Here is a 13,053-nt window from a genome sequence, read left to right as displayed (position 1 = left end):
AACGCGTTCACGCTGTTTTCTCCAATCATCAACAGCACGCTAGGGCAACGTGGCCGGTAGCTGACTCTCACTGGCCGGATGCGCCAACGCCTGCCAGGCGTCGTAGGTGGTAAAGAACACTTGGCCGGTGAGCTCGTGGTAGAAAGCCGTGTGCTTTAGGCGATCCATCACCGGCCCTTTCACCTCGGCCAAGTGGAGCATGGCACCGGCGTCTTTCAGCCGACCGTTGATCGCCTCCAGGCTCTCCAGGGCCGAAGCATCGATGACATTCACTGCCTGACAGGTGAGCACAATGTGCTTGATCGACGGCGAGCGGGCGGCCAGCGCCATGACGGTATCTTCGAGATAGCGGGTGTTGGCAAAATAGAGGCTTTCATCGATGCGCAGCATGGCCACATGCTCGTCGGTTTCGACCTGATGGCGCTTCACATTACGAAAATGCTCGGTGCCCGGCACCCGCCCTACCACCGCACTATGGGGCTGGCTGGTGCGGTAAAGGTGTAGCCCCAGCGAGAGCACCACCCCGCTGATAATGCCCACTTCCACGCTGTGCAGAAGGGTCAGCAGCAAAGTAGCGACCATCGCCACCCCGTCGCTGCGGGAGTATTGCCAGGTTCGCTTTACCGCAGGCAAATCAATCAACGTCCCCACTGCCACGATAATCGTGGCGGCCAGCGTGGCGGTGGGTAAAAAGGCCAGTAAGTCAGTGAGTAGCAGCGTCGCCAACACAATCCCAAGCGCGGTAAAAGCCCCCGCCAGCGGCGTCGCCGCCCCGGCTTCAAAATTGACCACCGAGCGCGAAAAACCGCCCGACACCGGCGAGCCACTGCTAACGCCAGCGCCAAGATTCGCCATACCGAGCGCAATCAGCTCTTGGTTAGGGTCAATACGCTGACGGCGCTTGGCGGCCAGGGTCTGCGCCACGGACACCGACTCCACAAACCCCACCAAGCTAATCAGCAGCGCCGCCGGCAACAGGCCGAGCCAGAGCGATTGATCCAGGCTCGGCAGCGTAATGGCAGGCAGGCCACTGGGCACAAAGCCCACCACATCGACCCCGCGTTGCTCCAGTTGGAAGCCCCAGGCCAGCAGCGTGGTCACCACCACGGCCGAAATAGGCGCGGCTTTCACCATTAACCCTGCCCAACTGGCAGGCATTCCCAGCTTGGTCAGCCAGCCATTCAGGCGCTTGCGACACACCCATAGATACACCCACACGCCAAGGCCAATCAGTAGCGTTATCACATTCAACTGCTGCCACTGGCCCAATAGCGCTTGCAGCAGGTCCACCACGTTATGACCAGAAGCCTCAACACCAAAAATGTGCTTCAACTGGCTAATCGCGATCAAAATCCCCGAGGCGGTCACAAACCCGGAGATCACCGGATGGCTGAGAAAGTTGACTAAAAAGCCCAGCCGAAGCACGCCCATGGCGATGAGAATGAGCCCTGAGAGCGCGGCCAGCACCAGTGCCGCACCGATATATTCCGGGCTGCCCGGCGCGGCAAAACTGCTCAGCGCCGAGGCCGTCATAAGTGCTGCCACCGCCACCGGCCCTACCGCTAAACTCGCGCTGGTGCCAAAGATGGCATACAGCACCAGCGGCAGCATGCTGGCATAGAGCCCCATTTCCGGCGGTAACCCTGCCAGCATGGCGTAGGCCAGCGCTTGCGGCACCAGCATCAGCGTGACGATCACCGCGGCAAGTACATCCCGCGTGAGCAAGCCCCGGTGATAGGTTCGCAACCAGCCGATTAGCGGCACCCAGCGCTCAATGATCATGATGCAGTCTCATAATAGGTATCTGCTGATACAGGGCCTTCGTACTAGGGTTTTACTCATCTTCGATTTTTATTGGGCGCTCCGTTCAAGACCTTGGCGCTGATCTTCCAAGTCAACCCCTGCCGCATGGGCCGCCGTAAACAGCTCCGCCAATTCGCACTGCTCGTACTGACGCTTGGCGTAGGCCCACAGGTGCGTGGCCCGCTTACCTGAGCGGCAAAACGCCAATAGCGGGCGCGGCAGCTGTTGGAGCGCTTCAGCAAAGGCGCGGATGTCAGCTTCGCTGTACTCGCCTGGCTTCACGGGGATATGCACCCAGGCAAGGCCAAGCTGCTCGGCTTTTTCGCGGTAGCGCGCCTCGTCTGGAAAGTCCTCGCTCTCACCTTCGATGCGGTTACACACCACCGCGTGAAAACCACGGGCTTTTACCTCCTCCAACTCATCCACCGTCAGCGCTGAGGTGATCTCAACGCCTGGCTCCAATGGCTTCGTTTGCATGACCACACCTCCTATTGGTTTGGATAGCATCAATCCCAGGCCGCACCTTCCAGGGCATCCAGGGGGATTTTCAGATAGCGCTTGCCGTTGGCTTCAGGCTCTGGAAGACGACCACCGCGGATATTCACCTGCAGCGCGTGCAAAATCAGCTTGGGCATGGGCAGCTCGCTATCCCGCTTGTGGCGCAGTGCGATGTACTCCTCCTCGCTTTTGCCTACCAAGTGCGGGTTGTTGGCTCGCTGCTCATCGACGCTGCTCTCCCACTGCGGTTCACGGTCGTCGGGCATATAGTCGTGGCCGGTGAACAGCCGTGTATTGCCCGGTAGCGCGAGAATCTGCTGGATGGAGTTCCATAGAGATTTGGCATCCCCACCGGGAAAATCGGCTCGCGCCGTCCCAAAATCAGGCTGAAAAAGGGTGTCATGCACAAAGGCGGCATCACCGATTACGTAGGTGATAGAAGCCAGCGTATGACCAGGCGAGTGCAGCACGCGAGCGCTGAGTTCACCGATGGCAAACGTGTCGCCCTCGACAAACAGCGTGCCCCACTGGCGGCCATCGGTGGGCATCTCCGGCCAGTGATAAATCTCCTTCCACAGGGCCTGCACTTGGGTGACGTACTGGCCAATCGCCGTCGGTGCGCCAGTTTTCTCTTTTAGGTACTGGGCTGCTGAAAAGTGGTCTGCGTGGGGGTGCGTATCCAGAATCCACACCACTGTCAGTCCCTCTTCCTCGATATATTTCAACAGCGCGTCAGCGCAAAAGGTGGCCGTTGCGCCAGACTTTTCGTCGAAATCCAGCACCGGATCAATAATCGCGCACTGCTTGGTGGCAGGGTCGCTGACGATGTATTGGATGCTAAAGGTGCGTGGATCAAAAAAGCCCGCCACATCAGGTGCGCCTATGCCTGGGCTTTGAGAAAGGGCAAAGGTCTTCATGCTTATCTCCCGGCTACTTAAGTAGTGTTGCCTGACGCCAAAGCGCCAACAATTGTTATAAAGATAGCTGATTATGGAATATAAGCAATAACAACCACAAAAACGCCGCCTCCCTGCTAACAGGGGGCGGCGACAATAAGAGCGACGATGGAGCAATCAATACGGGCTAGAACGTTTTCTCCAACGCAAAGCGCGGCTGGGTGTTCCCTTCTTTCGTCACGCTCTCCATGAACATCGCCAGCGGGCGCACCCAAAGACCGTAGTCGCCATATAGCGCGCGGTAGACTACCAGCGGTTCTTCGCTTTCGCTGTGCTGGGCGGTGCCCATCACTTCATAAAGGTTGCCTTTGTAGTGGCGGTAAATACCGGGAACGGGAATGGTCATTCGCTTTCCTCTTGGATGGCTTGAGTGGCGGTGGGCTGATTCGCTTTTTTAGCGAGGCGCTCCAGCACTTTGGAGGCGGCCACGAAGCCAAAGGTGCCGGTCAGAAAGGTCGCCGCGCCAAAGCCGGAAGCGCAGTCCAGCCGTGTGGCCTCATTGCTGCCGGGCTTTTGCAGGCACACTTCGCCGTCGGCACTGGGGTAGATCAACTGCTCATCGGAGTAGACGCACTCCACCGAGAAACGCCGCTTGGGGTTGCGGGAGAAGCCGTAATCGCGACGCAGCCGCGAGCGCACTTTGGAGAGCAGCGGGTCGTGCTCGGTGCGGGTCAAATCCGCCACTTGAATGCGCGTCGGGTCGGTTTGCCCGCCCGCCGCGCCGGTGACGGTAATCGGGATTTTGCGCCGCTTGCACCAGGCGATTAGCGCCGCTTTGGCGATCACACTGTCGATGGCATCTACCACATGGTCGGCATCCTCAGGAATGCGCTCGGCCAGATTGGTGGGCGTAACGAAGGCGGTATCCGCGATGATCTCGATCTCGGGGGCAATCAGGCGGCAGCGCTCGGCCAGCACGTCTACTTTGGGCTGGCCAATCGTGCCATCCAGCGCGTGGAGCTGGCGGTTGACGTTGGAGACACATACGTCGTCCAGATCAATCAGCGTCAGCTTGCCGATGCCCGAGCGGGCTAGCGCCTCGACCGTCCAGCTACCCACGCCGCCAACCCCGACCACCACTACATGGGCATGGCGAAACGCCTCCGCAGCGCGCTGACCGTAGAGGCGCCGAATACCGCCAAAGCGGAAGTCATAGTCGCTAGAATAATAGGCGCTAGAAACTGAGGCGGTAGCAAGGGAGGTTGATGGCTCGTTCAAAGGCATAGAAACAGACTCACAGTGCTTGGAGAGCGGAAGGTGTTGCAAGAGGCGGCGTTCGTACGCTATCCAGCGGCAAATGCCCTGCCCAGCCTAGGTGATGAAACAGCGCGATCATGGTCTCGTCCAAGGCGCAGCTCAATTGTACACGCTTGGCCAACAGCGGATGGTCAAAGGCTAAATAGGTGGCGGCCAGCAGTAAGCGCGGCGCGCCCAACTGCTCGGCAAAAAAGCGGTTGTGAACACTTTTACCGTGTTTCGCATCGCCGATAATCGGATAGCCACGCCGTGAAAGATGACGACGAATTTGGTGGCGCCGACCAGTCAATGGCCGAGCCTCTACCAGGGAGTAACGCGCCACAGGGTAACGGTCGACCTGTACCGGCAATTCAGCGCTATCCAGACGACGAATATCGGTCATCGCAGGCATGGCGGGCATCTCAGCTTTGGGCCGCGTGCCATCCTCCTCCCGCAGTGGGTAATCCAAACGTTCGCTCTCTGGTGCTTTACCTCGCACCACCGCTAGGTAGCGCTTTTCTACCTGACGCTCGCTAAAGGCTTCGCTGAGCAGGCCAGCCACCGTTGGAGAGAGCGCAAAAACGATCACCCCTGACGTCGGTCGATCCAACCGGTGAACGGGATACACCCGCTTACCGAGCTGGTCGCGAAGCCGCTGGAGCAGAAATTCAGTTTCGCCACGCGCTAACGTCGAGCGGTGCACTAATAGGCCTGACGGCTTATGCACCGCCACGAGATACTCATCCTGATAGAGGATGTTGAGTGGCGTCATAACGCTCCCTGGTAACAGCTGGTGACTAACATATCAGTATAAAAATAGGCGGCTATTGTCGCGGCTTGACGAGCCGATGTCATCCGTCGGGTTAATTGGCGAAGAAACCGCTCGGCAGCTACCTTAAATAAGCAACGCTGCTACAGCGTTTCCATGGATTCGGAAGGAGAAAACTCTATGCGCTATTCAACACCGCTTACCGCCATTGCCGCTTCGCTGCTGCTCGCCAGCACGGCGGCGCAAGCCAATGAAACCCTTGAGGTGGAGATGCACAAGGTCAGCGCCGAAGGTGTTGAAGACTCGATCGGCACCGTATCTCTTGAGCATACCGATCATGGCTTACTGCTAACCCCTTCACTAACCGATCTTGAGCCCGGTGTTTATGGTTTTCACGTCCACCAGAACGCCAGCTGCGATCCTGCCGAAAACGACAGTGGCGAAATGACCGCTGCACTGTCCGCAGGTGGTCACTATGACCCCGAGGAAACAGGCACCCACCAAGGCCCGTATGGTGAAGGTCATTTAGGTGACCTACCGGTGCTGACCGTGAATGAGGATGGCGAAGCCAACCTGCCGGTACTGGCGCCCCGCTTGAGTATGGAAGATATGCCGGGTCGCAGCCTGATGATTCATGAAGGCGGTGACACCTACACAGATGAGCCACATCTGGGCGGTGGCGGCACCCGCATGGCCTGCGGCGTGGTTGAGTCGTAGATTAACCATCGTTGTTAACAAACAAAACGGGCAGCCATTGAGCTGCCCGTTTTTGCCTGCGGGCAACTAAAGTCTAACTGTGATTTTATAGTGCTTATCTGTACATTCGCCGTGGCTAAAGAAGCCCTTTCTTGTGTGCTCTTAGCATGCTCGCCTATCCCCCTCACTGCTCTAGGTACCTTAGATGATTACCTTTATCGTATCGATCCTGCTGCTAATAGCGGGCTACTTTACCTATGGGAAGTTCGTTGAGCGCGTGTTTGTGACCGATCGCAAACGGCGCACACCAGCGTTCACCATGCGCGACAACATCGACTACGTGCCGATGAATACTACGCGTAACTCGCTTATCCAGTTACTCAATATTGCCGGTGTCGGTCCTATTTTTGGTCCTATTCTTGGCGCCCTTTATGGCCCCGTGGCCTTTATATGGATCGTGGTCGGCTGCATCTTTGCCGGGGCTGTCCATGACTATCTGACGGGGATGATCTCAATTCGCAACCATGGCGCTCACCTGCCACAGTTAGCAGGCAAGTTCCTCGGTAAAGCGATGAAGCACGTGGTGAATGGCTTTGCCATTCTGCTGCTGCTATTAGTGGGTACGGTTTTTGTGACCTCGCCTGCGGCGCTGTTGGCCAATATGACCTCGTTGTCGTTAACGCTGATTATTGTTGCCATCTTTATTTACTACCTGATTGCCACGCTGCTGCCGATTGATAAAGTCATCGGCCGTATCTATCCCTACTTTGGGGCGCTACTACTGTTCAGCGCGGCGGGTATCGGTATTGGCTTGATTGTGACGGGCGCGCCCATCCCCGAGCTTTCGTTCCAGAACATGCACCCTGACGCCGCGCCCATTTTCCCGCTGCTGTTTTTAACCATCTCTTGTGGTGCGCTTTCCGGCTTCCACGCCACTCAAACGCCGATTATTTCGCGCACGACTGAAAATGAAACCAATGGACGTAAAATCTTTTACGGCATGATGATCACCGAAGGCATCATTGCGATGATTTGGGCGGCGGCGGCGATGAGCCTGTTCTACGGCGACCAGTCACTCTCAGATGTGCTGGCAGCGGGTGGCCCTGCTGCAGTGGTGAGTGAGGTGTCTACCACCATGCTCGGCGCTGTTGGTGGCACCCTGGCCGTACTCGGCGTTATCGTATTGCCGATCACCTCTGGCGATACCGCTTTCCGCAGCGCACGAATGATCATTGCTGATTACATTAAGATCGATCAAAAGCCGATCATGAAGCGTGTGATGGTCGCTCTACCGCTGTTTGTAGTGTCCTATGCATTAACCCATATGGACTTCACGCTACTGTGGCGTTACTTCTCATGGGCGAACCAAACCACCGCCGTTATCGCGCTATGGGTAGGTACCATGTATCTGGTTTTGTCGCGTAAACCTCACTTGATCACGTCAATCCCAGCCACCTTTATGACCATGGCCACCTTTACCTACTTGGCCTATGCTCCTATCGGTTTTGGCCTACCGCTGCACTTGAGCTATGTGGTAGCGGCACTGGGTACGCTGATCTGCATTGCGCTATTTATGAAGCGTGTACGTCGCTTGAGCCGCACGACCTTTACCGTTGATGAACCTGCAGAACAGGCACTTGGTACAGGCAAGGCGGGCGATGCGCTAGCCACCAGCTCATAGCACGATTGAGATAGAGTACCGGCAATAGAAAACGGGCAGCCAAGTGGCTGCCCGTTTTGCGTTGCTGACAAAGCGCTTTAATTGGCTGCCACTGGCCCACTTGCTTGTTTCCCTTTAGCCATTCGAAAAAATCAATAGACTGTCACGGGGTGCTACCGGCTAGCGATGTAACCAGAAGTAGACACTACACGACCTAATACACGTTGGTCTCAATTTAAGAATTTATTAATAATGAAAAGTGTCATTCTCTGCGGCCGATTTTCAGTAGTTCTACCCCATCGTTTTATTTACTCTTCGTGTAAACTGAGCCAAACCGCGACCGTGGATAAAACCATTGACCGAACAACAAACTAAAGTACTGGCTTCAGGCTGGACAGTGTTGTGGCTGTTTCTCGCATTTATTGCTGCACTAATACCCACTGGCGCTTTAGCCTCGCCACTGGCTTTAGGGCCAGATATCCCCTATACATCAATGGCAGATAAGTCCCAACAACATACGGTTGAGCAAGCATACACCCAGCTAAGCCGCGCTGAAGAAACACATACAAAGATCTTTTCACGCGGCTATACACGTACACCGTACTGGCTCCACTTCAGTCTACCTGCGCGCTTATTTGAGGGTGATGAGCGCTGGGTTGTACTAGCCCCAAATTTTATTGATGACATTCGCCTATTTTATCGGCCCGCAGGCAGCCAACAAGGCTGGGTAGAAAGGCGAACAGGGGACACTTGGAAAGGCAAAAGAGGCGATGTTGATTATCGCTTTCCGGTGTTTAGGCTCCCACCACCAAAAGACGCCCAAGGGTATGAGGTGATTCTACGGGCTGCCTCAACTAGCGCTTTGCTGATAGACCTAAAATTGTGGGAACCACATCTATTTCTCCAACATGCTACACGTACCACCAGCTTCTGGGCTTTTTACTTTGGCCTTGCCGCTATCTCCAGCCTACTCGCATTAATCCTGGCCATTTTGCTGAAAAGCAAAAAACTTTGGTCCATCACTGCTGTATCCGCAGGCTATGGTCTAGTCGCCTGTGTTCAAGGTTATATAGGCTGGCTTTTGCCTGGGGTTGGTCTGACGTTGCAGCACTATTTAACCAGTATATTCACGCTCACCTCTTATGCCGCCCTGCTATGGATGTCCTCTGAAGTCATGCACTTTAAGGAAAAACTACCCTGGGCACACAAGCTGATGACTGGCACAGCTGCATTAATCATAATGCTATTAATTTCTGTGCCGTTAAATCTTTATGACGAAGCCATTTATATACAGACCGTTATCTACCTATTCACTGGCATTATTTTCTTAGTCTCTTGTCTCTATATCTGGTGGAAAGAAAAATTCCAGCTAACCAATTTAATTTTGGGAATCAGCCCCCTGTTAATCATGCTGGCTAGCCTTTCTGGCCTTATGTCGATGCTAACTTGGTTACCTTATCACCCTTCGATTTACACAATATGGCAATACGGCCTTATTCTTAATATGCTTTTAGTGATTAGCACAGCTGTGTTTCAGGTCTATAAACAGCGTATAGAAGAACTTAATAAGAAAAAAATGGTTGAAGAGTTACATTTTGAGAAAGAAGCCAGAGCTCATCAACGCCAGTTTATGGGTATCGTAGCGCACGAATTCCGCACTCCTTTGGCTATTATTACGGCCAGCTTGGCAAATCTACGCTACCTTCCATCTCTCAATCGCCAAGAAACGCTCCGCTACGAAAAAATCGAACGTGCTACCGAACGTCTAGTGCAATTAACCGATAACTGCCTCGCCGATGCCCGGCTTTCGGCAGGCCAGCTTCTCATTGAGACACAGCCACACTCGCTGGTAGAGTTGATTACCTCTGCGGCATCGTTGATTCCCCTCTCTGACCACCATAGTTGGAAACTGACGCAAGATAACCAGCATATTCAAGAGAATAGCCCTCCTAAAGCAGACGCTATACTGGAAATCGACCCGGCCTTAATGCGTATCGCCCTCTCCAACGTCATCGATAACGCAGTAAAGTATTCTCCCAGCGGCATTATCCATATCGATTTATCGCGCCAACATAACCATTGGGTGATCAGTGTCCGCGACCAGGGAACAGGTATCCCCGCTGATCGCGTGGCTATTATTTTTGAACGCTACCGCCGGGCATCCCTAGATGACGAGTCCACACGCGGTGTTGGGCTAGGGCTATACGTTAGCCGTCAAATTGCCCGTGCACACGGTGGGGAACTGGAACTCGCCGAGAACGCCTCCTCGGGCTGCCGGTTTACCTTTATACTGCCTCTAACATCAAATAATAATCAGGATATTTAATGAATACCCCATCAGTTCCACGTATCGCTATCATTGAGGATAACGACGACTTCAGAGAGGAAATACTGGTCTACCTGCAGCACCGAGGATTCCCAGCCTGGGGGGTGGCCAGCGCCGAGGCATTCTGGAAAAGGCTGCATTTTCATCCGGTCGATATTGTGCTTGTCGATCTAGGGCTGCCACAAGAGGATGGCTTTAGCGTGGTTGAGCACCTGCGAAAACTATCTGGCTATGGGCTAGTTATCATCACGGCCCGCGGAGGTAAACAGGAGCGGTTACGCTGCCTTGATCTGGGTGCGGATCTTTTCCTGGTTAAACCTATTAATTTTGTTCAGCTCAGCGACACTCTGACACAACTCGGCCAACGGCTTCTGACAAACGCCAACGGGGGCCACATGTCCACCAACAATTCACGTAAGACGGGTTCTTGGTACCTGGAACCCGCTAAATCGCAGTTAGTAACGCCTGACGAGACCAGCATAAGGTTGACCCCGAAGGAATTTGACCTGCTCAACATACTGATTGAGTCCTCCAACCAAATATTTGACCGGTGGTTGTTACACGACCTACTGTTTGAACATGCAGAAGATCCTGATATTCATCGTATTGATGTCGTACTTAGTCGTTTAAGACAAAAATCCCGACAACAGGGCATATCCTTACCTCTGCGTTCGATTTTTGGCAAAGGCATCACTTTTATAATAGAGTGATGGCGTCTAATTCGACACCAGCACCTCTCGACTACCTAACACACGCATCAGCTCCTCAACGGTTGTCCGCCCCTCACGGACGAGGCGTGCTCCCGTTTCCCAGATAGGCACATGGTTGTTTGCTGTTAGCAGCTCTGCCAACTGAGCACGGCGCCCTCCGTCTTCGACCCACCGCGCCAAAGGCGCATCCATCACCAACATTTCGTAAACGGGTACCCGACCATGGAAGCCTGTATGGCGACAGTGTTCACACCCCACGGCACGAAAGTGCTGGACGCCCGCCAGCAGCGGTTCCAGCGGGGGCGGAAAATGCGTTGGAACAGCCACCTGCTCCTTACAGTGCGAACAAAGACAGCGAACCAAGCGCTGGTTAATGCAGCCGATCAGTGTTTCGGCCAAGGCCTGCGAGGCGACCCCGAGCGCCATGAGACGGCTAACGACCCCAGACACACTATTAACATGCAACGTAGAAAGCACCAGGTGGCCGGTTTCCGCTGCACGGATGGCCGCTTCCGCCGTTTCTCCATCTCGGATCTCGCCTACCAGCATGATATCCGGGTCATGCCTTAAAAAATGGCGAATGGCTGTGTCAAACGTGTAGTTAGCTTTACGGTTCACCTGGGTTTGCGAGGCCACTGGCAGTTCATACTCAATAGGGTCTTCCACGGTCAGAATACTTTTGCCCGTCATCCCCAGCGGCCGTAGCCCGGCATGTAGAGTGGTCGTTTTCCCCGAGCCAGTAGGCCCGGTCATCAGGAAGATACCATGAGGCTGCTGAAAAAGGCCTTGGAGACACTCAAGATGCTCCGGTGCAAACCCCAACTCTTCTAGCCCGGCTACCGAAACACCCTTGGGTAACAGGCGCAAAACAACGCTCTCCCCCTGGGGCGTGATGCTAGTGGAAACACGGACATCATAGGCCTGATTATCCAGGGTGACCGAGAAGCGACCATCCTGAGGCCTTAGGTTGTCCGAGATATCCATTGCCGAGATAACCTTAATCGCCGACACCAGCCGCATCAGCTCCCGGTCAAGCGCCATGATCGGGACCAGTACGCCATCAATACGAAACGCCATATGCAATGACTGAGGCTCTGGCTGCAAATGAATATCCGTTGCCCGCTCGCTTACCGCCAACACCAGTAGTTGATTGATCAACTCATCGATGGGAAATGAGCCCTGCGTATCCTGGCGCAGCTGGCGATATTCACGCTCGAAAGCAGAGAGCGCTGAACGCTGCCGCAGTGAATAGGCTGACTCAATACGCCGCGCCACGGCGACAAAGTCGCCCTGCCTCAGGTTGGGCGTTAAGCCAGTACGGCGCTGAATTAAGCTCGCAGCGCGCTCAGGGTCAGCATTACCCAACACGGCTTCTAGCTGCCCTGCCGCAATACGCAGCGGCAACACGCCGTGAGCTAAGCACGCCTCTCGGGTAAATAACTGCAGCACTTCCGGGTCTGGGGTAGGCCACTCCTCCTGGCTGATATAAGGCAAGCCGTGATACTCAGCGAGCACACGCGCCAAATCGCTGTCGGCCACCAGGCCCAGGCGAACCAGTATCTGATTGAGCGATTCACCGGTGACGGCCTGCTTCTGCCGCGCGTAAGCCAGTTGGATAGGCTCAAGAATGCCCAGGCGTAAAAGGGTATCGCCTAGCTTTGGGGCATCCGTTCTCTGGGAGATAGAAGCGACCATATCCATCATCGATCCATCAAATAGTAAGCCGTTAGTGTCACCACCTGGGATTCATCCAGGTTGTTGTCAGCGCCGCCCTGTGCCTCTCGGTTGTCTTTACTCCATGCGGCACTTGCGGGATCAGTGTTCTTTGCCCGGCTCTCTTCACGAAAGCTGCCGAACCGTGCATCGGCATTGCCGTCCACTAGGTTATCGAGCATACGCGCTAAGTCTGGCGTCAAACCCTCTAATACCAACACATTCTTGCGTTGTACTACATAGCTCCCCGCACTACTACCCGGCACGCTCCACTCGGTATTGAGAAAACAAGCGCTGACATCTTGCGGGTTGCCATTACTATCCAAATAGCCGTAGTGGGTCTCGTAGCCTTCCGAACGCCCCTGAGGCATCGTCACACCTGCTGCGTACATGGCATTGCGCAAATCCAGATTACACAACTCGCTATCATCTGCACCATTCACCTTACCGGTCGGTGTTGTTTGATTATCGCCAGGCGCAACGCCCACACGGTCTACATGGCTAAGAAATGCCAACTGCCAACCCCGCACAAAGCTGGTCGCCATATGCTGGTAGACGGTATTGCGCTGCAAGTTACTGCCCAAGGTCACGGCACTGATGATCAGCGCCACCACAATCAAGGCCATGGACATTTCCAACAATGTAAAACCGCGTTGGCGAGTCAAGGTGATTTTCGTCATAAAAGT

Annotated in this window: 12 protein-coding genes; 4 read left to right on the top strand and 8 right to left on the bottom strand. The window is 54.8% G+C overall.

All coding sequences use genetic code 11. The annotated features are described in order from the left end of the window. Positions 1-39: 39 nt before the first annotated feature. The 6 genes from HUO07_RS04660 to HUO07_RS04635 all read right to left on the bottom strand — a co-directional run bounded on the left by HUO07_RS04660 (position 40) and on the right by HUO07_RS04635 (position 5,265). On the bottom strand, positions 40-1,782 hold the full coding sequence (locus HUO07_RS04660) for a SulP family inorganic anion transporter (protein WP_176302582.1): 1,743 nt from the start codon (positions 1,780-1,782) through the stop codon (positions 40-42). 69 nt (positions 1,783-1,851) lie between these two features. After that, positions 1,852-2,280, bottom strand: a complete 429-nt coding sequence (locus tag HUO07_RS04655) for a protein tyrosine phosphatase family protein (RefSeq protein ID WP_176302581.1) — start codon at positions 2,278-2,280, stop codon at positions 1,852-1,854. Positions 2,281-2,309: 29 nt separating this feature from the next. Further along, on the bottom strand, positions 2,310-3,218 hold the full coding sequence (locus tag HUO07_RS04650; protein ID WP_176302580.1) for an MBL fold metallo-hydrolase: 909 nt from the start codon (positions 3,216-3,218) through the stop codon (positions 2,310-2,312). 166 nt (positions 3,219-3,384) lie between these two features. Then, complete coding sequence (locus HUO07_RS04645; RefSeq protein ID WP_176302579.1) at positions 3,385-3,603, bottom strand: DUF1653 domain-containing protein; 219 nt, start codon at positions 3,601-3,603, stop codon at positions 3,385-3,387. Further along, complete coding sequence (tcdA, locus tag HUO07_RS04640) at positions 3,600-4,481, bottom strand: tRNA cyclic N6-threonylcarbamoyladenosine(37) synthase TcdA (RefSeq protein ID WP_176302578.1); 882 nt, start codon at positions 4,479-4,481, stop codon at positions 3,600-3,602. The genes HUO07_RS04645 and tcdA overlap by 4 nt, the downstream gene beginning before the upstream one ends. Before the next feature lie 10 nt (positions 4,482-4,491). Then, positions 4,492-5,265 carry a pseudouridine synthase gene (locus HUO07_RS04635; RefSeq protein WP_176302577.1) on the bottom strand — a complete coding sequence of 258 codons (774 nt, stop codon included), beginning with the start codon at positions 5,263-5,265 and terminating at the stop codon, positions 4,492-4,494. Positions 5,266-5,442: 177 nt separating this feature from the next. Here HUO07_RS04635 and sodC point away from each other — a divergent pair, with 177 nt between their 5' ends. The 4 genes from sodC to HUO07_RS04615 all read left to right on the top strand — a co-directional run bounded on the left by sodC (position 5,443) and on the right by HUO07_RS04615 (position 10,654). After that, positions 5,443-5,979 (top strand): superoxide dismutase family protein, encoded by a 537-nt coding sequence (gene sodC / locus HUO07_RS04630; RefSeq protein ID WP_176302576.1) that lies wholly within the window; start codon positions 5,443-5,445, stop codon positions 5,977-5,979. Positions 5,980-6,163: 184 nt separating this feature from the next. After that, positions 6,164-7,639, top strand: coding sequence for a carbon starvation CstA family protein (locus HUO07_RS04625; RefSeq protein WP_176302575.1), 1,476 nt, complete (start codon positions 6,164-6,166; stop codon positions 7,637-7,639). 334 nt (positions 7,640-7,973) lie between these two features. Next, entirely contained in the window at positions 7,974-9,944 is a 1,971-nt protein-coding gene (locus HUO07_RS04620; protein WP_176302574.1) for a sensor histidine kinase, read from the top strand. After that, positions 9,944-10,654, top strand: a complete 711-nt coding sequence (locus HUO07_RS04615; protein ID WP_176302573.1) for a response regulator transcription factor — start codon at positions 9,944-9,946, stop codon at positions 10,652-10,654. Before HUO07_RS04620 ends, HUO07_RS04615 begins: the two co-directional genes overlap by 1 nt. 6 nt (positions 10,655-10,660) lie before the next feature. On the opposite strand, the gene HUO07_RS04610 is transcribed toward HUO07_RS04615, so the two are convergent. Both HUO07_RS04610 and HUO07_RS04605 read right to left on the bottom strand, forming a co-directional pair. Further along, positions 10,661-12,355 (bottom strand): GspE/PulE family protein, encoded by a 1,695-nt coding sequence (locus tag HUO07_RS04610; protein ID WP_176302572.1) that lies wholly within the window; start codon positions 12,353-12,355, stop codon positions 10,661-10,663. Further along, positions 12,355-13,047 carry a type II secretion system protein gene (locus tag HUO07_RS04605; protein WP_176302571.1) on the bottom strand — a complete coding sequence of 231 codons (693 nt, stop codon included), beginning with the start codon at positions 13,045-13,047 and terminating at the stop codon, positions 12,355-12,357. Before HUO07_RS04605 ends, HUO07_RS04610 begins: the two co-directional genes overlap by 1 nt. Positions 13,048-13,053: the final 6 nt, after the last annotated feature.

The sequence above is a fragment of the Vreelandella maris genome, assembly GCF_013371085.1.
Lineage (GTDB): Bacteria > Pseudomonadota > Gammaproteobacteria > Pseudomonadales > Halomonadaceae > Vreelandella > Vreelandella maris.
This window is presented reverse-complemented; position numbering and strand designations above follow the sequence as displayed.

Coding starts and splice junctions, on each gene's coding strand:
- HUO07_RS04625 (WP_176302575.1), top strand. CDS start 6,164: ATGATTACCTTTATCGTATCGATCCTGCTGCTAATAGCGGGCTACTTT.
- tcdA (WP_176302578.1), bottom strand. CDS start 4,481: ATGCCTTTGAACGAGCCATCAACCTCCCTTGCTACCGCCTCAGTTTCT.
- HUO07_RS04615 (WP_176302573.1), top strand. CDS start 9,944: ATGAATACCCCATCAGTTCCACGTATCGCTATCATTGAGGATAACGAC.
- HUO07_RS04655 (WP_176302581.1), bottom strand. CDS start 2,280: ATGCAAACGAAGCCATTGGAGCCAGGCGTTGAGATCACCTCAGCGCTG.
- HUO07_RS04645 (WP_176302579.1), bottom strand. CDS start 3,603: ATGACCATTCCCGTTCCCGGTATTTACCGCCACTACAAAGGCAACCTT.
- HUO07_RS04605 (WP_176302571.1), bottom strand. CDS start 13,047: ATGACGAAAATCACCTTGACTCGCCAACGCGGTTTTACATTGTTGGAA.
- HUO07_RS04660 (WP_176302582.1), bottom strand. CDS start 1,782: ATGATCATTGAGCGCTGGGTGCCGCTAATCGGCTGGTTGCGAACCTAT.
- sodC (WP_176302576.1), top strand. CDS start 5,443: ATGCGCTATTCAACACCGCTTACCGCCATTGCCGCTTCGCTGCTGCTC.
- HUO07_RS04610 (WP_176302572.1), bottom strand. CDS start 12,355: ATGGATATGGTCGCTTCTATCTCCCAGAGAACGGATGCCCCAAAGCTA.
- HUO07_RS04650 (WP_176302580.1), bottom strand. CDS start 3,218: ATGAAGACCTTTGCCCTTTCTCAAAGCCCAGGCATAGGCGCACCTGAT.
- HUO07_RS04635 (WP_176302577.1), bottom strand. CDS start 5,265: ATGACGCCACTCAACATCCTCTATCAGGATGAGTATCTCGTGGCGGTG.